Annotated in this window: 21 protein-coding genes and 3 tRNA genes; 13 read left to right on the forward strand and 11 right to left on the reverse strand. The window is 72.9% G+C overall.

Going from position 1 to position 22,066, the window contains the following annotated elements:
- Nucleotides 1–41: 41 nt before the first annotated feature.
- From Q0795_RS08840 to tyrA, 4 genes are all read right to left on the reverse strand, one after another.
- Nucleotides 42–659: a single-stranded DNA-binding protein gene (locus tag Q0795_RS08840; protein WP_298888931.1), complete on the reverse strand. Its 618-nt coding sequence runs from the start codon at nt 657–659 to the stop codon at nt 42–44.
- Between the two features lie 172 nt (nt 660–831).
- The gene (locus Q0795_RS08845) at nt 832–2,469 is read right to left on the reverse strand and encodes a YfjP family GTPase (protein WP_298888932.1); all 1,638 of its coding nucleotides are present in this window, start codon (nt 2,467–2,469) and stop codon (nt 832–834) included.
- Nucleotides 2,466–4,166 carry an ABC transporter gene (locus Q0795_RS08850; RefSeq protein WP_298888933.1) on the reverse strand — a complete coding sequence of 567 codons (1,701 nt, stop codon included), beginning with the start codon at nt 4,164–4,166 and terminating at the stop codon, nt 2,466–2,468. The genes Q0795_RS08845 and Q0795_RS08850 overlap by 4 nt, the downstream gene beginning before the upstream one ends.
- Before the next feature lie 53 nt (nt 4,167–4,219).
- Nucleotides 4,220–5,362, reverse strand: coding sequence for a bifunctional chorismate mutase/prephenate dehydrogenase (gene tyrA, locus Q0795_RS08855; RefSeq protein WP_298888935.1), 1,143 nt, complete (start codon nt 5,360–5,362; stop codon nt 4,220–4,222).
- A 45-nt stretch (nt 5,363–5,407) separates the two neighbouring features.
- On the opposite strand from tyrA, the gene Q0795_RS08860 reads away from it, so the two are divergent.
- Nucleotides 5,408–5,480, forward strand: a tRNA-Arg gene (locus tag Q0795_RS08860).
- Between the two features lie 83 nt (nt 5,481–5,563).
- Nucleotides 5,564–5,794, forward strand: a complete 231-nt coding sequence (locus Q0795_RS08865; RefSeq protein ID WP_298888937.1) for a hypothetical protein — start codon at nt 5,564–5,566, stop codon at nt 5,792–5,794.
- Nucleotides 5,795–5,808: 14 nt separating this feature from the next.
- On the opposite strand, the gene Q0795_RS08870 is transcribed toward Q0795_RS08865, so the two are convergent.
- Nucleotides 5,809–7,047 (reverse strand): PrsW family intramembrane metalloprotease, encoded by a 1,239-nt coding sequence (locus Q0795_RS08870; protein WP_298888939.1) that lies wholly within the window; start codon nt 7,045–7,047, stop codon nt 5,809–5,811.
- 43 nt (nt 7,048–7,090) lie between these two features.
- On the opposite strand from Q0795_RS08870, the gene orn reads away from it, so the two are divergent.
- The 6 genes from orn (at nt 7,091) to Q0795_RS08900 (ending at nt 11,652) form a co-directional block, all read left to right on the forward strand.
- On the forward strand, nt 7,091–7,687 hold the full coding sequence (gene orn / locus Q0795_RS08875) for an oligoribonuclease (RefSeq protein ID WP_298888941.1): 597 nt from the start codon (nt 7,091–7,093) through the stop codon (nt 7,685–7,687).
- 160 nt (nt 7,688–7,847) lie between these two features.
- Entirely contained in the window at nt 7,848–8,222 is a 375-nt protein-coding gene (locus tag Q0795_RS08880; protein WP_298888942.1) for a GntR family transcriptional regulator, read from the forward strand.
- Nucleotides 8,219–9,088, forward strand: a complete 870-nt coding sequence (locus tag Q0795_RS08885) for an ATP-binding cassette domain-containing protein (protein ID WP_298888944.1) — start codon at nt 8,219–8,221, stop codon at nt 9,086–9,088. Before Q0795_RS08880 ends, Q0795_RS08885 begins: the two co-directional genes overlap by 4 nt.
- Nucleotides 9,085–9,855, forward strand: coding sequence for a hypothetical protein (locus Q0795_RS08890; RefSeq protein ID WP_298888946.1), 771 nt, complete (start codon nt 9,085–9,087; stop codon nt 9,853–9,855). Before Q0795_RS08885 ends, Q0795_RS08890 begins: the two co-directional genes overlap by 4 nt.
- A 1-nt stretch (nt 9,856) precedes the next feature.
- Nucleotides 9,857–10,834 carry an ABC transporter ATP-binding protein gene (locus Q0795_RS08895; protein ID WP_298888947.1) on the forward strand — a complete coding sequence of 326 codons (978 nt, stop codon included), beginning with the start codon at nt 9,857–9,859 and terminating at the stop codon, nt 10,832–10,834.
- The gene (locus tag Q0795_RS08900; RefSeq protein ID WP_298888949.1) at nt 10,831–11,652 is read left to right on the forward strand and encodes an ABC transporter permease; all 822 of its coding nucleotides are present in this window, start codon (nt 10,831–10,833) and stop codon (nt 11,650–11,652) included. The genes Q0795_RS08895 and Q0795_RS08900 overlap by 4 nt, the downstream gene beginning before the upstream one ends.
- 70 nt (nt 11,653–11,722) lie before the next feature.
- Here Q0795_RS08900 and Q0795_RS08905 read toward each other — a convergent pair.
- From Q0795_RS08905 to Q0795_RS17230, 4 genes are all read right to left on the reverse strand, one after another.
- Nucleotides 11,723–11,795, reverse strand: a tRNA-His gene (locus Q0795_RS08905).
- 150 nt (nt 11,796–11,945) lie between these two features.
- Nucleotides 11,946–13,010: a YihY/virulence factor BrkB family protein gene (locus tag Q0795_RS08910; protein WP_298888951.1), complete on the reverse strand. Its 1,065-nt coding sequence runs from the start codon at nt 13,008–13,010 to the stop codon at nt 11,946–11,948.
- A gap of 767 nt (nt 13,011–13,777) precedes the next feature.
- Nucleotides 13,778–13,853: transfer RNA gene (locus tag Q0795_RS08915), tRNA-Lys, on the reverse strand.
- A 151-nt stretch (nt 13,854–14,004) separates the two neighbouring features.
- A complete protein-coding gene (locus Q0795_RS17230; protein WP_366942459.1) occupies nt 14,005–15,114 on the reverse strand; it encodes an NUDIX domain-containing protein in 1,110 nt (369 codons plus the stop codon).
- 99 nt (nt 15,115–15,213) lie between these two features.
- Here Q0795_RS17230 and tdh point away from each other — a divergent pair, with 99 nt between their 5' ends.
- From tdh to Q0795_RS08950, 5 genes are all read left to right on the forward strand, one after another.
- Entirely contained in the window at nt 15,214–16,275 is a 1,062-nt protein-coding gene (gene tdh, locus Q0795_RS08930) for an L-threonine 3-dehydrogenase (RefSeq protein ID WP_298888953.1), read from the forward strand.
- A gap of 7 nt (nt 16,276–16,282) precedes the next feature.
- Complete coding sequence (locus Q0795_RS08935) at nt 16,283–17,476, forward strand: glycine C-acetyltransferase (protein ID WP_298888955.1); 1,194 nt, start codon at nt 16,283–16,285, stop codon at nt 17,474–17,476.
- A gap of 23 nt (nt 17,477–17,499) precedes the next feature.
- Nucleotides 17,500–18,081 (forward strand): hypothetical protein, encoded by a 582-nt coding sequence (locus Q0795_RS08940; protein ID WP_298888957.1) that lies wholly within the window; start codon nt 17,500–17,502, stop codon nt 18,079–18,081.
- Complete coding sequence (locus Q0795_RS08945; protein WP_298888958.1) at nt 18,078–18,554, forward strand: hypothetical protein; 477 nt, start codon at nt 18,078–18,080, stop codon at nt 18,552–18,554. Before Q0795_RS08940 ends, Q0795_RS08945 begins: the two co-directional genes overlap by 4 nt.
- Nucleotides 18,555–18,724: 170 nt before the next feature.
- Nucleotides 18,725–20,668, forward strand: a complete 1,944-nt coding sequence (locus Q0795_RS08950; protein ID WP_298889302.1) for a heavy metal translocating P-type ATPase — start codon at nt 18,725–18,727, stop codon at nt 20,666–20,668.
- Between the two features lie 6 nt (nt 20,669–20,674).
- Here Q0795_RS08950 and Q0795_RS08955 read toward each other — a convergent pair whose 3' ends face one another.
- Both Q0795_RS08955 and corA read right to left on the reverse strand, forming a co-directional pair.
- Nucleotides 20,675–20,953, reverse strand: coding sequence for a DUF3618 domain-containing protein (locus Q0795_RS08955; protein ID WP_298888960.1), 279 nt, complete (start codon nt 20,951–20,953; stop codon nt 20,675–20,677).
- A 96-nt stretch (nt 20,954–21,049) separates the two neighbouring features.
- Nucleotides 21,050–22,042 (reverse strand): magnesium/cobalt transporter CorA, encoded by a 993-nt coding sequence (gene corA / locus Q0795_RS08960; protein ID WP_298888962.1) that lies wholly within the window; start codon nt 22,040–22,042, stop codon nt 21,050–21,052.
- Nucleotides 22,043–22,066: the final 24 nt, after the last annotated feature.

Below are 22,066 nucleotides of genomic sequence, written 5' to 3' on the forward strand. Positions count from 1 at the left end.
GGCGGGCCGACTCCGAATCTCCGGCCCGTCCCGCCCTCGGCTCACGCGCTGCGGGCGAGCACCTCGTCGGCCTGCGCGTCGTCGGCCACCACCCCGTCGTCGTCGACCTCGATCTCGAGATCCGGCCCGGCACTCGCGCCGACCAGCGCCTCGCCACCGCCGCCCTGGTGGTCGCCCGCGTGGCCGTCCTCACGACCGGCCCCGGTGCGCTGCTCGGCGGCACCGACCAGCCCGCCGGTGAGCGCGGCGGGCGGCGTCGGGTCGTGCTCGTCGAGGCGGTCCCCGTCGTAGCCGACCCTCCCCTTGGTGAAGCGGCTCACCCCGCGCGACACGTCGTGCCCGATGGTGTCCACGTCGACCACCGCCGTCGTGCCGGCCGAGGTCTCCGTCTTCCAGTCACGCAGCGACAGGCGGCCGTGCGCGATGACCGGGTCGCCCTTACGGAAGCTCGCCAGTGCCAGCGCCCCGATGTGCCGGAAGCACAGCAGGTCGATGAACATCGTGTCCGCGGTGACCCAGGAGTCCTGGGCCGGGTCGAACCGGCGGCGGTTGACCGCGATCGGCACGACCGCGAAGTCCTTGCCGTTGGCGGTGCTCGTCTTGCGCTCCGGGTCGCGCGTCAGGTTGCCCGACAGCGTGATCGTGGGTTCGTTCATCATGGTGCGTCCCCCTCCTGGACGTCTGGGCGTCCACGGTTCGTGGACGTGCCACCAGGATGGACGCCCCGGCCGGGACCGGGCCAGGGCCCCGGGCGGACCTGTGGACGACGCAGGTGCCGCGGCGAGGGTGTGGACGACGCAGGTGGCGTGGCGGGGTGAGGACGCCCCGCCCTCAGGCCACGGCCTGCTCCAGCAGCGACCGCGTCTTCTCGTGCCGGTCCAGGACGGTCATGACCGGCTTGCGCACGTGCCGGAAGGACACCTCGTCCACCGCCTCGTCGAGCGCGTGCTGGACCTGCCGCCGTCGCCGCGCCGCCCCCATCCGGGCCGCACCTCGGCCCGCCAGGGAGAGCAGCAGACCGCCCCCCGCCCCGCCGGCGAGCAGGGCGAGCGGGATCGGCACCGGGCCCCAGAACGGCGCCTCGACCGGCAGCTGCAACCAGCCCAGCACCGCGAGCGTGGCCAGCCACAGCGCCCCCGCGACGGCGGTGGCGGCGAGCAGCAGCTGCAGGCTCCCCAGCACCGCCCACCACAGCGGGGCGCGGGTGCGCAGGGGCACGCCGACGACGGCCTGGTCGAGGGCGTCCGAGAGGGTGTCCTCCTCGGGGCTGGCGGCCTCCAGCACCGCATCGGCCCAGCGCGGCGGGAGGGCCCCGCCGGTGCGCTCCCCCAGCTGCTGCGTGGCGAGCTGCACGGTGGCGCGGGCGGCGGGGGTCGGGCCCGGCAACGAGGAGCGGCCGAGCACCGCCCGCACGTCTGAAGGGGCGATGCCGGCCCGCCCGGCGGTGTCGTCGCCCAGCCGCAGCCGGCGCAGGGGGTCGGGACGCAGACCGGACACCCACCGGGTGAAGGGCCAGCCCGTCCGTGCGTGCGCGCGCCGTCGGTAGTCGCGGTGGACGGCGTCCAGCACCACCGGCACGCCCGCGGCGACCGTGAGGGCCTCGTGCAGCTGCCGGTCCGCCTGCTCCCCGAACTCCGGGGTCCGCTCCCCCACGCCGTCGGAGAGCACCCGGGACGCCGAGGCGCGCAGGTCGGCGGCGAGGCGGGCCTCCGCGGCGTTGCGGGCCCCGACCACGGCGCCGATGCGCGAGGCCAGCTCCCCCACTCCGTGCTGGGTGCGCGCGGACGTCGTGATGACCTCGTGGTCGCCGGCGCCGTCGGCCTGCACCAGCCGCCGCAGGTCGGCGGCGACCTGCTCGACCCCGCCCTGCTCGCGGATCCGGTCCACCTGGTTGAGCACCACGAGCATGACGGCGTCGTGGTGGCGCAGGGGTCGCAGGTAGTCGTCGTGCAAGCGGGCATCGGCATACTTCTGCGGGTCGGCGACCCAGACGAAGACGTCGGCGCGCTCCAGGATGCGGTCGGCCTCGACCCGGTGCCGCAGCTCGCGGGAGTCGACGTCGGGCAGGTCCACGAGCACGAGCCCGTCGAGCCCCTCGGTGGCCTCACCAGGGGCCACGTGGTGCCGGTGGGAGATGCCGAGCCAGTCCAGCAGCTCGCCGGCATCCTCCTCGCCCCAGACGGCCGCAGCGGACTCCGCGGTCGTCGGCCGCCGCGGGCTGATGGCTGAGACGTCCTCCCCTACGAGGGCGTTGAACAGGCTCGACTTGCCCGAACCGGTCGCGCCCGCCAGCGCGACCACGGTCCGGCCCCCGGCGATGGCCCACCGCTCGTCGACCCGGCCCAGCACCTCCCGGGCGGCACCGGCGCTCCCCGGCTCCAGCTGCTCCCCGCCCACGTCCAGCGCGGTGGCCAGCCGCGCCGAGCGCTGCGGGATGTCCAGTGCAGGCTCCCCGCGACGGCGGCTCACCGGGCGCCCTCCACGGCTGCGGCCGCCGACTCCAGCTCGGCCAGGGCGTCCTCCGGGACGGCGACCTCCTGCAGCGCCGCGTCGAAGCGGGACCGCTGCCCGGCATACAGCTCCTCCACCCGGCCCAGGAGCGACTGGCGTGCCTTGAGCGCCATGGCGCGGACGGCCTGGTCGCCGAAGACGGCCTCGAGCAGCCGCTGGGCGAGCACGGCGGAGCCCGCGCCGACGGCCACCTCGGCACCGGTGGGGATGAAGGCGGTGGCGCTGAAGACGACGAGCATGAGCAGCACCCCCAGACCGTTGACGCCGAAGGCCAGATAGCGCGCCGTGGTCCGCCGCGACCCCGCCTCCTCCCGGACCATCTCCAGGATGTCGCGCTGCCAGTCGCGGATGAGGCGCTCCACCTGCTCGGAGAGGTCGGGGGTGGCCCGGCCCAGCTCGGGGTGCGCCTCGACCAGCGGCCGCCCGCCCGGCGCCTGCCTCCAGGAGCGGGCCGCGGTGCTCGCGGCCACCTGGCCGTGCGAGGTGATGAGGGCGGCGGCGCCGCTCTGCAGCGCCTCGCCCAGCGGCTCGGAGGAGACCTCCTTGCCGGTGAGGAAGGAGGTCACCCGGTCGCGCACCCGGCCCACGCCCACCTCGACCGAGCGCAGGAACTCCCCGGTCCCGACCAGCTCGTGCCAGCGCGCGAGCACCTCGCCCCGCAGCAGCGAGCCGTCCTGCACGCCCTGGCCGACCGACTCCAGCGCGTCCTGGTATGCCGTGCGCGGCCCCTCCTCGAGGACCTGCCAGGCCTCGACCTGCTCGCGTCCGGCGCTCGCGAGCGCCGTGGCCCGCCCGCCGAGCGACCCGAGCGTGCCGTCGAGGGTGCGCCTGATGACCACGGCCCGGGCGCGCGCGTCCAGGGCGAGCGAGTGCAGCCACCCGCGCACCCGGGCGGCGTGCCGGTCCGGGATGCGGCCCGCGTCCAGCTCGTCCTCGGGGATGGTGAAGATCGGGGACTGCCCCAGCCCCTGGTCCCGGAGCATCGTCGCCAGGTGCACGCGGACCTGCTGGAGGGCCTCCGGCGGCACCCGGTTGAGCACGACCGCCACCGACGTGCCGCGCTGGCTCGCCTCGCGGAGCAGGTCCCACGGCACGGCGTCGCCGTAGCGGGCGGCGGTCGTGACGAAGACCCACAGGTCGGCGGCCGAGAGCAGCTGGCGGGAGAGCTGGCGGTTGGCCTGCACGACCGAGTCGATGTCGGGGGCGTCCAGCAGCGCGAGCCCGGCCGGGAGGTCCGGCGTGGGCACCAGCCGGACGGCGCCCGGGTCCTCGACCCCGGCGGCGTCCCCACCGACCCGGGCGAGCCCGGGCAGCACCCGGCCCCCGGTGAACCACCGCGCGTCGTCCGGATGGTGCACCAGCACGGAGGCGCGGGTGGTGGGTCGCAGGACCCCCGCGCGGCTGACCTCGTGGCCCACGACGGAGTTGACCAGGGTCGACTTGCCGGCGCCGGTCGACCCACCCACGACCGCCAGCAAGGGCGCGTCGAGCGAGCGCAGCCGGGGCAGGACGTAGTCGTCGAGCTGTTGCTCGAGCTCGCGCCGGGCGGTCCGCGCCGGAGCCGCGCGCTCGAGCTCCAGCGGCAGCCGCACCTCCCCCGCGGAGGACCGCAGCCTCTCGACGGCCTCGAGCAGCACGGCGGGGTCGGTGGTCACGGCCCTAGTGTGGACGCCCCGGGGCCGACCTCCAAGACGAACCGCCGCCCGGGTCAGGCGCGGGAGGCGTCGGCGTGCGCGAGCAGCGCCTTGGACTCCCCGAGGAAGCGTCCGGCGTGCTCGCCGAACCACTGCTCGACCTCGCCGAACTGCCGGACGAAGGCCTCCCGGTCACCCGTGCGGAGCAGCTCGATGGCGGTGGCGTAGCGCTCGTGGTAGCGCTCGATGAGCTCCAGCGCGTCCGAGGAGCCGGTGATGATGTCGAAGTAGAGCTCGGCGTCCTGCGCGAAGAGCCGGCCGACCATGATGAGCTCGAGCCGGTAGATCGGTGAGGACAGCGCCAGGAGGGTGTCGAGGTTGCGGTCCTCGTGGGCCAGGTGCCAGCCGTAGGCAAAGGTCGAGAAGTGGCGCAGCGCCTGGATGAGACCCATCGCGTGGTCGTGCTCGTCGGCGTCGACCTCGTGCACCCGCGCGCCCCAGAGCCGGATCTGCTCGAGCAGCCACGTGCTGGCGTCCGCGTCGCGGCCGGGCACCGCGGCGACGACCTGCTTGGCGAAGCTGTCGACGTCGGGCCCGAACATCGGGTGCAGCCCGAGCACCGGCCCGTCGTGCGCGCTCATCATGGCCTGCATGACGGCCCGCTTGGTCGAGGTGAGGTCCACCAGCAGGCAGTCCGCCGGCAGGGCTGGCAGGTCCCGCACCACCTGCACGGTGTCGTGGATGGGGACGGACACGAGCACCATCCCGGCGCCCTCGACCGCCGCAGCCACCTGCTCGGGGGTGTCCTCGCGCTCGACGACGCGCACGGCATACCCGGACAGGGCGAACATCCGGCCCCACAGGGCACCCATCCGGCCCCCGCCTCCGACCACCACGACCGGCCCGAGGTCCGGCGCCTGGCGGGTGAAGCCCATGTTCTTCTCATGGGTGTATGCCTCGCGCATGCACCGGCGCAGGACGTCCTCGACGAGGTCCGGCGGCAGCCCGCGCTCGGCCGCGCGCTCCCGCTTGGTCGCGATCATGGCCCGCTCCCGCTCCGGGTCGTAGATCGGCAGGCCGTGCCGGCCCTTGACCTCCCCCACCTGCGAGACGAGCTCGAGCCGCCGGGCCAGCAGCTCCATGACCTGGGCGTCGACGTCGTCGATCTCGGTCCGCAACCGGGCCAGCGGATCCTGCGCCCCCGAGGGTGTGGTCATGGCGCCCGATCCTAGAGGAGCGGGGTCCTAGACTGGGAGGCTGTGGCCCCCGTAGCTCAATGGATAGAGCACCGGCCTTCTAATCCGTAGGTTGCAGGTTCGAGTCCTGCCGGGGGCGCGTGGCGGGTGTCTGCCGCACCTCACGGGCCACCGGTGCAGGTCCAGGTCGCCCCCGGCGACGTCATCGGCGAGTCTGGTGCCATGACGAAGCACACCCTGACCATCACCCTGGACGCCGACATCACCGACGAGGACGCCCTGGTGGAGTCGGTCGAGCAGGACACCCCCGAGGACTCCCTCTCCCCCCACGACATCCGCGAGGAGGAGCGGGCCGCCTCCAGCCTGGTGGCCGGGGTCTCCAAGGCCCTCAAGGACCTCTCGGTCCCCGGCGTCGAGATCAGCCAGCCCAAGGTCGAGGCGCGCGACGCCTGAGGTCGCAGGCATGCTCAGGCCTGCGGCACGAAGACCCGCCGGTGCGCCGTGACCGCCTCGAGGATGCGCTGCTCGCGGGCCAGCCATACCGCGTCCGGGCCGTCGTGCACGAGGTGCTTGCGCACCATCGCCAGCTCACCGCTCTCGTCCTGGAAGGCCTCCATGGCCCGCTCGGCCGGGCGGCCGCCCACCCCGCGCGCCCACCTGCGGGCGCGGCGCCGCTCGCCCGGGCTGGCGAGCATGGCGACCTCGGCGGGGGTGTACCACCCCGCCATGCCGTAGCCGGTCAGCACGTCCCGCAGCAGCCGGGACTCGCGGTTGCGGGCCCAGCGCAGCAGCAGCAGGAAGCCGACGAACAACGGCACCTGCACCAGCGCGAAGAGCACGAGGTAGTTCTGCGAGGCGGCCACGGCGCTGTAGTTGAACAGGGCGTGCAGGAAGACCGCACCGGCGAAGCCCACGAGCACGATCCCCGCCGAGCTGGCCCGGCGGCGGTGCGTGACGAGGCCGAGGGCCAGCCCGATGCAGACGGTGAACATCGGGTGCGCGAAGGGGCTCACCAGGCAGCGCATGATGAAGATGCCGACCAGGCCGGCGGTCCCCGCCTCGAGGTACATCTGCCCCAGGTAGATGATGTTCTCGACGAACGCGAAGCCGGCGGCGACGATGCCGGCATACACGATCCCGTCGGTGACGCCGTTGAACTCCCGGCGCGCCACGAGGAAGATCAGCAGGACCCCCAGCCCCTTGAAGAACTCCTCGGTGAGCGGCGCCACGACCACGGCGCCGACGACGAGGGGGTCGGCGTGCCTGCCGGCGAAGAAGGCGACGCCGAGCTCGTTCAGCACCACGGCGCCGAGCGTGGAGATGAGCGCACCCCAGAGGAAGGCGAACCACAGCAGCCGCGTCGGCTCCGCCTCGAGGCGGTCGACCCAGATGAAGAGGGGTATGACGATGCCCAGGGCGAGCGAGGCGCTCACCATCCCCAGGATCGCGGCCTGCAGCCCCACCGCGGTGGTGACGAGCAGGGTCATGGCGAGTGCGGCCAGCCCGAAGACGGTCACCACCGCGCTCCACAGCAGCAGCCGGCGGACCGCGGGGCGGCGCGTGGCGTTGGGTGTCGCCCCGGCCGGCGACTGCGGCTGGAAGGTCATGACCTGGTGCCAGTCACCCCCCGGCCCGGGGTCGCCGGGAGGGCGCTGACCTGGGGCGTCGGACACCGAGCTGGTCGGCGGTCGCGGCTGGAGGACCATGGGGCGAAGAGTACCGGGGGCACGGGGCATACCCTTGTCTGCCGTGAGTGGTGAACGCATCGTCTGGATCGACTGCGAGATGACGGGCCTGGACCTCGTCGCCGACGCGCTGGTGGAGGTGGCCTGCCTGGTCACCGACTCCGAGCTGACCGTGCTGGGTGAGGGGGTCGACGTCGTCGTGCGGCCACCGGCCGCGGCGGTGGAGCAGATGGGGGACTTCGTCCGCGCGATGCACACCGAGTCGGGGCTGCTCCCCCAGCTGGACTCCGGCGTCACCCTGGAGGAAGCCCAGCAGCGGGTCTTGGAGTATGTCCGCGCGCACGTCCCCGAGGGCCGCAAGGCGCCGCTGGGCGGCAACACGGTGAGCACCGACCGGGCCTTCCTCGCCCGGGACATGCCCGAGCTGGAGACCCACCTGCACTACCGGATCGTCGACGTGTCGTCGGTCAAGGAGCTGGCCAAGCGCTGGTTCCCCCGCGCCTACTACCTGGCGCCGAAGAAGACCGGTGGCCACCGCGCGCTCGGGGACATCAGGGACTCCATCGCCGAGCTGCGCTACTACCGTGAGGCGGTCTTCCGCGAGCTCCCCGGCCTGGACAGCGACACCCTCAAGGAGATCGCCGCGCGGCACACCAGCTGAGCACTGCCGACCCGTGAAGGGTCCGAGGCTGATCCGCCCGCCCCCCCCCCGACCCCCGCCACGGCACCGCCGCGGCGGGGGTCTTCGCATCCACTCTTGACGCACCCACCGTTTTATGGTTCATTAGTCAAGTAATGAACCACATGACCCAGGAGGTTCCGTGTTCGACGGACGCGAACCGATCTACGTCCAGATCGCCGAGGCGATCCGGGGCGAGATCCTCTCCGGCGCCCTCCAGGAAGGGGAGCAGGTGATGAGCACCACCCAGTACGCCACCACCTACCGCATCAACCCCGCGACCGCCGCCAAGGCGTTCGCCGAGCTCGTCGACGAGGGGGTCCTCTACAAGCAGCGGGGGGTCGGCATGTTCGTCACCGACGGCGCCGCGGCCCGGCTGCGGACCAAGGGCAGCGACAGCTTCTTCGCCGAACGCCTCTCCCCCGTGCTGCGCGAGGCCGCCCACCTGGGCATCACCACCGAGCAGCTCGTCAGCTACATCACCGACCAGCACCCGACAGGAGGCACCGACCGATGAACGTCACGCTGGAGGACGTCAGCGTCCGCTTCCCGGACACCCTTGCGCTGGACACCGTGTCGCTCGACTGGTCCGAGGGACGGATCCACGGGCTGCTGGGCCGCAACGGCGCCGGCAAGTCGACCCTGCTGTCCCTGATCGCCGCCGGACGACGACCCACCTCCGGGACCGTCCGGGTGGAGGGCCAGGACCCGTGGGAGCGCGGGATGCTCACCGAACGGATCTGCCTGGTCCGCGAGGGCGGCGACCTGATCGACGAGGAGCCGATCTCCGACACCCTGGGGATGCTGGAGACGCTGCGCCCCACCTTCGACCGGGCGTATGCCGACGACCTCTTGGAGTCCTTCGGGCTGCGGCCGAAGGCCAAGCTCAACACCCTGTCCCGCGGCCAGCGCTCCACCGTCGGGGCGATCGTCGGCCTGGCGACCCGGGCCCCGCTCACCCTGCTGGACGAGGTCCACCTGGGGATGGACGCGCCCACCCGGCAGCGGTTCTACGACGAGCTGATCGCGGACTACGCCGAGAACCCGCGGACCTACGTCATCTCCAGCCATCTCATCGCCGAGCTGGAGCCCATCGTCGAGACGGTCACCATCCTGCGCGCGGGCTCGCTGCTGCTGCAGGCGGAGGCCGACGACGTCCGCACCCGTGGGCTCACCCTCACCGGGCCGGCGGCGACGGTGACCGAGCTGGCGCAGGGCCTGCCGGTCATCGGCAGCCGGGACCTCGGCCCCACCCGTCAGCTGACGCTCTTCGGCGAGCTGGCCGCCACCGACCTCGAGCGCGCTCGCGCCGCCGACGTCGAGATCGGCGCCGTCCCCCTGCAGGACCTGTTCATCCACCTGACCGAGGAGGACCCTCGATGAGCACCACGACCGTCGCCCGACCGGCACCCCCGCCCCGTGACCTGGGACCGCACTGGCGCCGCAGCTTCGACATGACGATGGGGATGTGCCTCTACGTGGCGAAGTGGTTCCTGCTGATCATGCTCGTCCTCGGTGTCGGGGCCAGCCTGGTCTACCTCTACTACGCCACCCCGGAGGTCTCGATCGTCCAGTTCGGCCGGCAGGCCGGCCTGTGGTTCGCCTTCTCCTTGATGATCATGTGCGGTGTGATGTCGCCGACGATCATCATGAACGGGATCACCCGGGTCGGCGTCGCCGTCGGCTCGCTGCTCACCGCCCTCGGGCTGGCCGCGCTCTTCTCGGCCGGGCTGGTGGGGTTGCTGCTGCTGGAGCGGCCCCTCTTCGAGGCGCTCGGCTGGCGGGCCGGACTCGCCGACGGCGGGAGCGTGCTGGCCACGACCCAGTGGCCCGAGCAGCTGCTCGGCCTCTTCCTCCTGTACTGCGCCGGGAACGTCTCCGGCCTGCTGGTCCACACCGCCTACTACCGCCTCGGCGGCCTCGGGGGCACGGTCGCGCTGCCGCTCAGCCTGGCCCCCGTGCTGCTGGTCGCCGTCCTGGGGACCCGACCGGACGCGGTGTGGGGCTCGGGGCAGGACGCCCTGCCCGGTGACCTCAGCCTCGACCTCGGCGCGTGGCACCCGGTGCTCGCGGTGGCGGTCATCGCCGCCGCGGCCCTGGCCTACCTCCGTCTCACCCGCACCCTCACCCTGGCCCCGAAGGAGTCCTGAGATGACCACCCCGACGACGGCGACGACCGCGACGACCTCACCCACGGCCCAGCGTCACGAGGACCCGGTCATCCGGGTGCAGCACCTGCGCAAGGCCTACCGCGACAAGGTCGCCGTGCGCGACGTGTCCTTCGAGGTCGGGCGCGGGGAGATCTTCGGCATCCTCGGCGCCAACGGTGCCGGCAAGAGCACCACCGTGGAGATCGTGGCCAACCTGCGCACTGCGGATGGCGGTCGGATCGAGGTCCTGGGGGTGGATCCCCGCCGGGATCCGGCCCACGTGAAGAACCGCGTCGGCGTCCAGCTGCAGGAGTCCACCCTGCAGGGCCAGATCACGCCGCGAGAGGCGCTGCGCCTGTATGCCGCGTTCTACCCCGACCCCGAGGACCCGGAGGCACTGCTCCAGCTGCTCGGCCTGGAGGAGAGGGCCGACACCGCCTTCGACGACCTGTCCGGTGGACAGAAGCAGCGCCTGTCCATCGCGCTGGCGCTGGTCGGTCGCCCCGAGATCGCGATCCTGGACGAGCTGACCACCGGCCTCGACCCGCAGGCCCGCCGCGACACCTGGGGCCTCATCGAGCGGGTCCGGGACTCCGGCGTCACCATCGTCCTGGTCACCCACTTCATGGACGAGGCCGAGCGGCTCTGCGACCGGCTCATGGTCATCGACGACGGTGTCGTCGCCGCCCTGGGCACACCGGCCGAGCTGACCGCCGCCCCGGACGGGCGGCGCACCTTCCGCCTCGCCCTGCCGCCCGGGCACTCCCCGGCCTCGCTGGGGCTGGACGCGCTGCCCGAGGTCACCGACATCACGCCGGCCGGGGCCGGATGGACCTTCACCGGCACCGACCGGGTGCTGCCCGCCGTCGTGGTCGCGCTCGACGGCCAGGGCGTCGTCCCCGACGAGATCCAGACCCGGACCCGCTCGCTGGAGGACGTCTTCGTCGAGCTCGTCACCCGCACCGAGGAGAAGATATGAGCACCACCGCCCCCACCGCGCCGCGCCCGCTCGCCGCCCGCACCCTGCCAGGACGCGGGGGGATGCCCGGCCTCGGCCGCCTGGTCGCCACCGAGCTGCGGCTCTTCACCCGCGACCTGGGCAGCGTCTTCTTCGTGGTCGCCTTCCCGACCGTGCTGCTGGTCGGCATGGCTCTGGCCATCCCCGGGATGCGCGAGCCGCTCCAGGACGCCGGCCCGTGGACCGGGCTGAAGGCGGTCGACCTGATGACACCGACGATGATCTGCGTGGCCATCGCCACCGCCGGCCTGACGTCGTTCCCGACCTACCTGGCCGGCTACCGCGAGAGGGGCGTCCTGCGCCGACTGTCCACCACCCCGATGGCACCGCAGGGAGTGCTCGTGGCCCAGGCGTCGGTCAACCTGATCTGGCTGCTCATCGGGAGCGTCACCGCGGTCGCCGTCGCCGTGCTGCTCCTCGACGTGCCGCTACCGCGGGACTGGGGACTGCTGCTGCTCACCCTGCCGCTGGCCATCGGTTCGGTCTTCGGCATCGGGCTGATCCTGGGCGGTGTGCTGCGCAAGGCCAGCGCCGCCGGGGGCATCGGGATGCTCATCTACTTCCCGCTGCTGTTCTTCGCCGGGCTGTGGACCCCCGTCCCGGCCATGCCGGAGGCGCTGCAGACCCTCTCCACCTGGATGCCGCTGGGCGGGGCCAGCCAGGCGATGACCACGGCCTGGTTCGGCGTCGGCGACTTCCCGACCGAGCAGTTCGTCTCGATGGGGCTGTGGACGGTGTCCACGTTCACCATCGCGGTCAAGGTGTTCCGCTGGCGCTGAGCGGGACCGACGAGGTCGGCCGACGACGAAGGGCCCCGGCATCATGCCGGGGCCCTTCGTCATACCTCGGGGTGAGCGACGGGGTTTGAACCCGCGACCCTCGCGACCACAACGCGATGCTCTACCTGCTGAGCTACGCCCACCATGCTGCGCCGGACACGTCCGGGCAACGCCGTCCATCGTAGCGCCTCGGGCCCGGTGCTCCGAAACCGACGACGCCCGGGTCGGCGCGCGCAGTGCGCACGACCGGCACGCGCGCTCCGGTGGCCGGCCGAGGCACGAGGGCCCCTGCGTCAGCGCCGCGCGTCCTCGCGTCCCTCGAGGCCGGTCTCCTGCCCGCTGGCGCGCAGGTCGGCCGCCGCCTGCATCCGCACCTGGCGAGCCTCCCGGACCGCCTCGGCCTGCTTGGCCTCCTTCTTCTCGGTGCCCACGACGTCGCGCGGCGGCAGCAGGATCTCCTCCTCGGCGGCCATGCCCGCGGCCAGCTGCCGGCCGCGCTCGATCTCGGCGTCCAGCTCGGCACCGAGCACCAGCACGTTGTTGACGATGTAGAGGAGCAGCAGCAGGATGATGACACCCCCGATGGCGCCGTAGGTGCCATTGTAGCTCTCCTGGCCGCCGAACCCGGTGAGGTAGACGTAGAAGCCTCCGGCGGCGACGATCGCGGTGAGCACGGCGAGCGCCGCTCCCGGGGACAGCCACCGGAAGGACGGGTGCCGCACGTTGGGGGTGCCCCAGTAGAGCAGGCCCACGATGACCACGAGGATCAGCAGGATCACCGGCCACTTGGCGAGGTTCCACACCGTGGTGACGGTCCCCGACAGCCCGATGGCCCCGAAGATCGCCTCGGAGACGGGCCCGGAGAGGGTGACCGAGAAGATGATGAGCATGACCCCGCCGATGAGCACCAGGGTGAGCCCCAGCAGCCAGGGCCGCAGCTTCCAGACCGGGCGACCCTCGTCGATCTCGTAGACCTTGTTCATCATGCGGCTGAAGGCGTTGACGTAGTTGGAGGCGGACCACAAGGACCCGAGCAGTCCGACGACGAGCAGGACCCCGCTGCCCTGCGAGTTCCCCATGGTCTCGAGGTAGCCGTTGACCGTGTCGATCGTGCTCTGCTCCATCCCCAGCTGCCCGCCGAGCTCCTCCACCACCTGCTGGGTGCCGCCGCTCTGACCGAGGAAGGTCAGCAGGGTGGACAGCGCCAGCACCATGGGGGCCAGCGAGAGGATCGCGAAGTAGGTCAGCGCCGCCGCGAGGTCCGGGCCGCCGTCCTCGAGGAACTCGGACACGGTGCGCTTGGCCACGGCCTTCCAGTCCGTCCTCGCTGTGGTCTTCTTGGCCTGATCGGTGCTCACGGCGTCAGTCTGGCACGCGGGGCCGACCCCGGCAGGACGGATCATCGGCATACCCCCCGGCATGCGAGAAGCGCCTTGACCTGACCCAGGACGCCCCACGTGGTGTTCATCTCTCACCGTCCCGACGCGTTCCTTGCGGACCCGGCCGACGAACTGCGGGCAAGGGGACGGGATCACCAGGCAGAGGCAGATCACCCAGGCCTGGTCGTTCGGCCTGGGGACCTCAGCCATCCACGATCGTCAGGCAAAGACTGTCGTCGACGAAGCCAGGGCGCTCTTGGGTCTCCGAGGACGGAACACTGCGCCCCACCCTCGTCGTGAGGGTGGGGCGTAGTTGGTGCCGGGAGAGCGATGGCTCAGCGGCCGCCGTTCCACTGCACGACGTCGGTCCCGGCCGGGGCGGCCGTGGCGGGCACGGTGCCGCCGGCGGCGAGGCCGAGCGCGATCAGGGTGGCCGCGATGAGTCGACGGATCATGGGGTTACCTCCTGCAAGGTGGGGTGAGGGCTTGTCGTGCATGCACCACAAGTCACTGAAGGGACGATGCCGCGTTGGCCTCCCGCTTGCGGTCGGCCCGGGACTGCGGCGTTCTCATGATATCCCGGATCTGGCCGCGAAGTTACCTGCCGGTACCGGCCGACGAGGTCAGCGAAGAGCGCCCCACCCTCGCCTGGGGAGCGGGCGCAGATGCCGCGCCACGGTGTCGATGTGCCGTGGCTCACGACAAGAGAAATCCCCGCCCGGGCGACGGCCCGGACGGGGGTGTGGTGGTGCGCCCACAGGGACTCGAACCCCGAACCCGCTGATTAAGAGTCAGCTGCTCTGCCAATTGAGCTATAGGCGCGCAACAACGACGAACTCTACCACCGGGTCGAGCGGCCGACGAAATCCTCGCGGGTCGGTGGACTGACCGTCGATCTGCTGCCGCGGCACACGTTCCCCGGTCGGTCGCCCGCGGTGACCGTGGTTCTGCTGCCGGGGCAGCGCCTCGACGGTCAGCTCGCCCCGGGCGAGGTGTCGATGACGAGATCGGCGCGACCGCGGGTGCCGTCGGCGGCGAAGAGCCGCACCTCCTGCGCGGCCCAGCGCTCCCAGTGCGGCCGGTAGGCCTCCCCGTCCCGGGCGACCCCGCGACGCATCCGCAGAGCCGGCTCGGCGTCCACCCACACCCGGACGGCGGCGTGCTCCCCCGCCGGTCCGACGCTGCTGCCGCACCCCTCGACGACGAGCACCCCGCCGGGCGGCTCGGGCACCTCGACGGGGTCGTTCGCCCAGTCGCCCGCGTGCCAGTCCCAGCGCCGGTATGCCGCCCGCTCACCTCGCGCGAGCGGCTCCAGCACCTGCTCGGCCAGGAGGGCGGGGCTCGCCGCGAGGCCGTCCCACCCGGGGTAGAGGTCGTCCATGTGCAGGAGGGGGGCACCCAGGTCGCGGGCCAGCGCCCGTGCGAGCACCGTCTTGCCCGATCCGCTCGGCCCGTCCACCGCCACCACGGTGACCCCCGGGGGCGTCCCGTCCAGCCCCCCGTCGGGTTCGCTCCCCGCGGGCGCGGGCCGCGACGGTGCACGGCGCACCCGTGCCTCGCGCGCCTGCTCGACCAGCGAGCGCATCCGGCCGACCACGGCCTCGTCGACCGGTCCGACGCCGAGGGCGACCTCGGGCAACCCCGGGCCTCCCGCGGCCCGCCAGGCCGTGTCGACCAGGCTGAGGCACGGCAGCGTGGCCAGCTCCTCGAGGGGCACCCACCGCACGTCGTCGCTGCTGCCCTCGCTCTCCACCGCGAGCTGCCCGCTCTCGACCCGCGCGGTGAAGACGATGCGCACCGCCTGCCAGACCCGCCGGCCGGTCGGGTCGCGGTCGTCCACCCCGCTCCAGGCGTCGGTGGTGAGCACCCCGGTGAGGCGGACGGCATACCCGCTCTCCTCACGCACCTCGCGCACCGCCGCCTGCTCGGGCGTCTCCCCCGGCTCGATCCCCCCGCCCACCAGCGTCCAGCCCGGTCGCGCGACCCGGCCGTCCGGCAGCGTCATGCCCCGCCACCGGCTCAGCAGCACCGCGCCGTCCCGCTCGATCCAGGCGTAGCACCCCACCCGCGTCCGCACGTCCACCGCGCCACCCTACGGCCCGACGCCCGGCCCCGCCGCGTCGTCCCGGCTGCGCCCCCGCCCGCCGACCCCTCGCCCCGACCCATGCGTCACGATGGACCCGTGCGTGCCCTCATCAAGCCCACCGCCGGGCCAGGCCTGGAGCTGACCGACGTCCCCGAGCCCACGCCGGGCCCGGGCGAGGTCAAGATCCGGGTGCTGCGGGCCGGGCTGTGCGGCACCGACCTGCACATCGAGGCCTGGGACGACTGGGCCGCCTCCATGCTCGAACCACCGCTCGTGGTGGGGCACGAGTTCTACGGCGAGATCGTCGAGCTGGGTCCGGGGGTGCCGACCGAGGCCCCGGACGGTCTAGCGGTGGGCCAGCGCTGCTCGGTCGAGGGCCACGTCGTCTGCGGCACCTGCCGCAACTGCCGCGCGGGGCGCCGACACATGTGCGTGCGCACCTCGAACCTCGGCGTGAACCGCGACGGGTGCTTCGCCGACCACGTCGTGGTGCCGCACACCAACGTCTGGGTGCAGCCCGAGGTCATCGACCCCGACCTCGGCGCCGTCTTCGACCCGCTCGGCAACGCCGTGCACACGGCGCTGTCGTTCCCGCTGGAGGGCGAGGACGTGCTCATCACCGGCGCGGGACCGATCGGGGTGATGGCGACCGCGATCGCCCGGCACGCCGGCGCCCGCTACGTCGTGGCGACCGACCTCTCCGACTCCCGGCTCGAGCTGGCGCTCGCCGCCGGCGCCGACCTCGGGATCAACGTCGGTCGGGAGCGGATCGCGAGCGCCCAGGACCGCCTGGGCATGTCCGAGGGCTTCGACCTGGTGCTCGAGATGTCCGGCAACCCCGCCGCGATGGCCGAGCTCATCGACAACTGCACCCACGGCGCCCGGGTGGCGATGCTGGGGCTGCCCGCCGAGCCGTTCGCGATCGACTGGGGCAAGGTGATCACCCACATGATCACCCTCAAGGGGATCTACGGGCGCGAGATGTACGAGACGTGGTACAAGATGACCGCCATGCTGCAGACCTCCGAGCTGCTGCGGGACCGGATCCGGTCGGTCATCACCCACCGCTTCCCCGCCGAGCAGTGGCAGGACGCCTTCGCGGCGGCCCGCTCCGGCGAGGGTGGCAAGGTCGTCATGGACTGGAGCGACGGACACTAGGAGACACATGTACGCAGACGTCAAGGACCAGCTGGCGCAGGAGCTGGCGCAGATCGAGGCCGACGGGCTGACCAAGACCGAGCGGCAGATCACCACGCCCCAGAGCGCGCACATCGCGACGACGGCGGGCGAGGCGCTGAACTTCTGCGCCAACAACTACCTGGGTCTGGCCGACCACCCGGAGGTGGTCGGTGCCGCCCGGCAGGCACTGGACGAGTGGGGCTTCGGTATGGCCTCGGTCCGGTTCATCTGCGGCACCCAGACCCAGCACCGGGACCTGGAACGGGCGATCGCCGACTTCACCGGGATGGAGGACTCGATCCTCTTCCCGTCCTGCTTCGACGCCAACGGCGGCATCTTCGAGGTCATCTGCGGGCCGGAGGACGCGATCATCTCCGACCAGCTCAACCACGCCTCGATCATCGACGGGGTGCGGCTGTCCAAGGCCCAGCGCTTCCGCTACGCCAACCGGGACATGGAGGACCTGCGCACCCAGCTGGAGGCGGCACGGGAGGCGGGCGCGCGGCGGGTGCTCGTCGTCACCGACGGCGCCTTCTCGATGGACGGCTACCTCGCGCCGCTGGAGCAGATCTGCGACCTGGCCGAGGAGTTCGGCGCCATGGTCATGGTCGACGACAGCCACGCGACCGGCTTCGTCGGCGCGAGCGGGCGCGGCTCGCACGAGGCGTGCGGAGTCGTCGACCGGATCGACATCATGACGGGCACCCTCGGCAAGGCGCTCGGGGGCGGCAGCGGCGGGTACGTCGCGGCCCACACCGAGATCGTGGAGCTGCTCAAGCAGCGGGCGCGGCCCTACCTCTTCTCCAACGCCGTCGCGCCGTCCGTGGTCGCGGGGTCGCTCAAGGCGCTGGAGATCGCCCGCGACAGCGACGAGCCGCGGGCCCAGCTGCGGCGCAACGCCGAGCGCTTCCGCTCCCTCATGGAGGAGGCCGGCTTCGAGCTGCTACCGGGCGAGCACCCGATCGTGCCGGTGATGTTCGCCGGCGAGGACGGCGCCCGCCGGGCCAGCCAGGTCGCCGACGCGATGCTGGAGCGGGGCGTCTACGTCATCGCCTTCTCCTACCCCGTCGTCCCCAAGGGCCAGGCCCGCATCCGGGTCCAGCTCTCCGCCTCGCACAGCGAGGAGGACGTCCGGGCCTGCGTGGACGCCTTCGTCGCGGCGCGGGACGAGGTGGGCTGATCGCGCGCGGACAGGGTGATCGGATGAGACGCGGGACCGGCAGGGCCGGACAGGACGAGCAGCAGGCCCTGGCCCTGCTGCGCAGGAGCACCGAGCCCCTCGCGATGTGGGGCACGCTGGCGTCCATGTTCATGGGGCTCACCCTCGTCATGCTGCTGTTCCAGCGGTTCCTCAGCGGCGAGAGATGGGGCCCGGCCCTGTTCTTCTCCCTCGTGTATGCCGCGTGCTTCGTCCTCCTCTGGGGCTGGGGCGAGAGCCGCCGCCGTCGGCGTCGCCAGCACGTCGCCGGCACCACGAGCCTCGAGCGGGGCGTCGTCACGGCCAAGGAGGGACGGCGGCTGACCGTCCGCGGCGACGACCACGAGGTCACGTGGCGGACCGAGGCGGCCCTCGGCCTCAGCGAGGGCGACCCGGTCTGGGCGGCGCCCCGCATCGCGCCCGACGAGCACATCGTCCTCGTCCGCGCGACGCCGACCCACGGCCTGCTCCAGGACGTCCTCGGCCCGCGCACCGAGGCGGTCGCGGTCGACACCGCGTCGCCGCACGAGGCGGCGGACCACCCGCCTCCGCCGGCCGACGGCCCCGAGCGAGGGCATACCTCGTGAGCGAGGAGCGGGCCAGGGACGCGCTGCGGGCCGAGGCGCGACGCCTGCGCGTGCTGCACGCCGCGATCTTCGCGATGCTCTACCTCGGCTACGTCGGCGTCCAGGTCTGGCTGCTCGACCGCTCGGTGACCGAGGCCCTGACCTTCGGGGCCGTCGTGGTGCTCGGCATCGGGCTGGTGCAGTACCTCGTGCTCGGCGCCGCCTGGGTCCGGCACCCCGACGGCCCGGTCGAGCGGGCACAGGTCCTCGACGTGGCCCAGGACGCGCGCGGGGGGCCAGCCGTCGTCCTCGGCGGCGGCGACGGTGGCGTCACGGTGCGCGTGGTCCTGCCCAGGACGACGACGGGCCTCGCGGTCGGCGACACGGTGCTGGTCTCACCCGGCCTGGGTTACGGCTCCGCGATGGGTCTGGTCGTCCCGGAGCACGTCGACGGCGTCCGCCCCGTCCTCACGGTCCGGGGTGGCGCGGTCTGAGCACATACCCCTCAGGGGTATGCCCTGGGGGCATGCAGCACGACAGCACGCACGACACCTCACCGAGCGGAGACACCCCGGCTGCCGGCGAGCGGCCCGAGGGTGGCGACCAGGGCCACGCGGGTGGCCACGGCGGCCACGTCGCGCAGTTCCGACGACTCTTCTGGGTCATGCTGGCCCTCGCGGTACCCACCGTGCTGGCCAGCCAGATGTTCGCGCACCTGCTGGGCTACGAGCTGCCGGACCTGCCCGGCCTGGCCTGGGTCTCCCCCGTCCTCGGGACGGTGATGTATGCCTGGGGCGGGCGCCCCTTCCTCACCGGCGCGGTCTCGGAGGTCCGTGGTCGCAGCCCGGGGATGATGCTGCTCATCGGCATGGCCATCACGGTCGCCTTCCTCGCGTCGTGGGGGTCCACCCTCGGGGTGCTCGACGAGCGCCTCGACTTCTGGTGGGAGCTGGCGCTGCTCGTCGTCATCATGCTGCTGGGCCACTGGATCGAGATGCGGTCGCTGGCGGCGACGAGCTCGGCGCTGGACTCGTTGGCGGCGCTGCTGCCGGACGAGGCGGAGCGGGTGGAGGGCGACTCCACGGTCACCGTCGCGCCCGCCGACCTGGAGGTCGGGGACGTGGTGGTGGTCCGGCCGGGGGCCTCGGTGCCGGCGGACGGGCGGATCGTCGACGGCTCGGCCAGCATGGACGAGTCGATGGTGACCGGCGAGTCCACGCCGGTGCGGCGCGAGCAGGGCGACGACGTCGTGGCAGGCACCGTGGCGACCGACTCGGGTCTGCGGGTCGAGGTCACCGCGACCGGTGACGAGACCACGCTGGCCGGCATCCAGAAGCTGGTCTCCCAGGCGCAGTCCTCCTCCACCCGCACCCAGCGGCTCGCCGACCGGGCGGCAGGGTGGCTGTTCTGGTTCGCCCTGGGTGCCGCGGTGGTCACGGCGGTGGTGTGGTCCTCCCTCGGTATGCCGGACGCCGCGGTGGTGCGCGCGATCACGGTCCTCGTCATCGCCTGCCCGCACGCGCTGGGTCTGGCGATCCCGCTCGTCGTCTCGATCGCGACCGAGCGCGCCGCGCGGGGCGGTGTCCTCGTCACCGATCGCCTGGCGCTGGAGACGATGCGCTCGGTCGACACGGTGCTCTTCGACAAGACGGGGACCCTCACCCTGGGCGAGCCGACCGTGACGGCCGTCGAGCCGGCCGACGGGCGCACCGAGCAGGACGTCCTGCGCCTGGCCGCCGCGGCCGAGGCGGACAGCGAGCACCCGCTCGCCCGCGCGATCGTGGACGCGGCCGCCGAGCGCGGGCTCGACGTCCCCCGGTCGGGCGACTTCGCCTCCTCCCCCGCGGTCGGTGTCCGTGCCGTCGTCGACGGGGTGACGGTGCAGGTGGGTGGCCCCTCGCTGCTGGAGCAGGAGGGGCTGCCCGAGCTGGACGTGGCACAGCGGTGGCGCGCGGACGGGGCGATCATCCTCCACGTCGTCGCGGACGGGGAGGTGGTCGGCGCCCTGCGCCTGGCCGACGGCGTCCGGCCCGAGTCCCGCGAGGCGATCGACGCGCTGCACACGGCGGGGGTCGACGTGGTGATGATCACCGGCGACGCGCAGGCGGTCGCCGACGCCGTGGCGCACGAGCTGGGCGTCGACCGCGTCTTCGCCGGTGTCCGCCCCGAGGACAAGTCGTCCACCGTCGCCGAGCTGCAGGCCGAGGGCCGCACGGTCGCCATGGTCGGCGACGGCGTCAACGACGCACCGGCTCTCGCCCAGGCCGACGTCGGCCTCGCGATCGGGGCCGGCACCGATGTGGCGATCGGCTCCGCCGGGGTCGTGCTCGCCGGCTCCGACCCCCGCTCCGTGCTGGCGGTGATGGACCTGTCCAGGGCGAGCTACCGCACCATGACCCAGAACCTCTGGTGGGCCGCGGGCTACAACCTCCTCGCGGTCCCGCTCGCAGCAGGGGTGCTCGCGCCCGTCGGGTTCGTGCTGCCGATGAGCGTGGGAGCCCTGCTCATGTCGGCCTCGACCGTGGTCGTCGCCCTCAACGCCCAGCTGCTGCGGCGTCTCGACCTCTCCCCGGAGGCCAGCACCCGTCGCGTGGGCGGCGCCGGCTGAGCCCGCTCAGCCGCGGTAGAAGATGCGGCGCATCCCACCCAGGGCGAGCGCCACGGCGGCGACGCCGCCGAGGGCGGTGGCGAGCCGGTCATACCTCGGGTTGCCGTCGGCATCCAGGGTGGCGCTCTCGACCTTGCCCTTGACCGTCGCGATCGTGTTGGCCTTGATGGTGTCCGGGCTGATCCGGTAGGTCAGCTCGTCGACGGTGCGCGCGAGGCGGCTGCGGGTCGCGGCGATGTCGGCCTCGATCTCCGTGACGGAGCGAGCAGGCTGCGTGTTGGCCATCAGCGGTGGGTCCCTTGGGTCGTCGGACGGTGGTCGTGCCTCCCGCAGACGATAACGCACCCTGGCGCTGCGGGCGGCGCCGAACGACCTGGCGCCTCACAACCACCCGGACCGGCGGAAGGCGCGGTGCAGCAGGGTGACCACGAGCGCCATCACCCCGAGCGCCAGCGGGTAGCCCAGCGCCCAGTGCAGCTCGGGCATGTGCTCGAAGTTCATCCCGTAGATGCCCGCCACCAGGGTCGGGACCGCGATCATCGCGGCCCACGCGGAGATCCGCCGCATGTCGGCGTTCTGCTGCACCCCGATCTGCGACAGGTGCGCCCCGAGGATGTCGCTGAGCAGGGTGTCGTAGCTCTCCACGTCCTGCAGGACGGCGGACAGGTGGTCGGCCACGTCCCGGAAGTGCAGCCGCAACTCGCGGCTGCGCACCAGCCCGTCCTTCTGCGTCAGCGCCTCGAGCACCGGGCCGAGCGGGGTCGCCGCGCGCCGGAACTCGAGCACCTCGCGCTTGAGACGGTAGATGGTGGTGGAGTGGGTCCGGTTGCCGCCGCCGAAGACGTCGCGCTCGATGGTCTCCAGGTCGTCCGCGACGGCGTCGTCGATGGCGCTGTAGGTGTCCACGACCGTGTCCAGGACCCCGTGCAGGACGCTGAGGGGACCGTAGGAGAGCAGGGCCTGCTGGCGCTCCTGCTCCATCCGCTGGCGCACCCCGCGCAGCGGGGCGACCTCGCCGTGGCGCAGGGTCACGGCCACGTGCGGGCTGAGGATGACGCTGACCTCCCCCGTCTCGATGTCGGAGGTGGCGGGGTCGTAGTCCAGGGTCTTGACGACGGCGTAGATGCCGGTGTCGTAGACCTCGAGCTTGGCCCGCTGGTCGCCGTCGAGGGCGTCCTCGACCGCGAGCGGGTGCAGGTCGAGGGCGCGCCGGACCACCTCGAACTCCTGCGGCGTGGGGTCCTTGAGCCCGATCCAGAGGAAGTCGTGCTCCGGAGCCCCGTCGGCGCGCAGCCGCTCCAGCTCGTGCGCGAGCGTGTCGACGTCGCAGGACTCCCGGACGCCGTCTCGGTAGACGGCCTGGTCGACGATCACCTGGTGGCATCCTCCCGGTCGGGG

It is taken from the genome of uncultured Serinicoccus sp., assembly GCF_947487915.1.
In the GTDB taxonomy this organism is placed as follows: domain Bacteria; phylum Actinomycetota; class Actinomycetes; order Actinomycetales; family Dermatophilaceae; genus Ornithinicoccus.

Bases quoted from the DNA above. Each gene is read 5' to 3' on its own strand.
- Q0795_RS08840 (WP_298888931.1), bottom strand. From the start codon at position 659: ATGATGAACGAACCCACGATCACGCTGTCGGGCAACCTGACGCGCGAC.
- tyrA (WP_298888935.1), bottom strand. From the start codon at position 5,362: ATGACCACACCCTCGGGGGCGCAGGATCCGCTGGCCCGGTTGCGGACC.
- Q0795_RS08865 (WP_298888937.1), top strand. From the start codon at position 5,564: ATGACGAAGCACACCCTGACCATCACCCTGGACGCCGACATCACCGAC.
- Q0795_RS08870 (WP_298888939.1), bottom strand. From the start codon at position 7,047: ATGGTCCTCCAGCCGCGACCGCCGACCAGCTCGGTGTCCGACGCCCCA.
- Q0795_RS08885 (WP_298888944.1), top strand. From the start codon at position 8,219: ATGAACGTCACGCTGGAGGACGTCAGCGTCCGCTTCCCGGACACCCTT.
- Q0795_RS08890 (WP_298888946.1), top strand. From the start codon at position 9,085: ATGAGCACCACGACCGTCGCCCGACCGGCACCCCCGCCCCGTGACCTG.
- Q0795_RS08895 (WP_298888947.1), top strand. From the start codon at position 9,857: ATGACCACCCCGACGACGGCGACGACCGCGACGACCTCACCCACGGCC.
- Q0795_RS08900 (WP_298888949.1), top strand. From the start codon at position 10,831: ATGAGCACCACCGCCCCCACCGCGCCGCGCCCGCTCGCCGCCCGCACC.
- Q0795_RS08935 (WP_298888955.1), top strand. From the start codon at position 16,283: ATGTACGCAGACGTCAAGGACCAGCTGGCGCAGGAGCTGGCGCAGATC.
- Q0795_RS08940 (WP_298888957.1), top strand. From the start codon at position 17,500: ATGAGACGCGGGACCGGCAGGGCCGGACAGGACGAGCAGCAGGCCCTG.
- Q0795_RS08950 (WP_298889302.1), top strand. From the start codon at position 18,725: ATGCTGGCCCTCGCGGTACCCACCGTGCTGGCCAGCCAGATGTTCGCG.
- Q0795_RS08955 (WP_298888960.1), bottom strand. From the start codon at position 20,953: ATGGCCAACACGCAGCCTGCTCGCTCCGTCACGGAGATCGAGGCCGAC.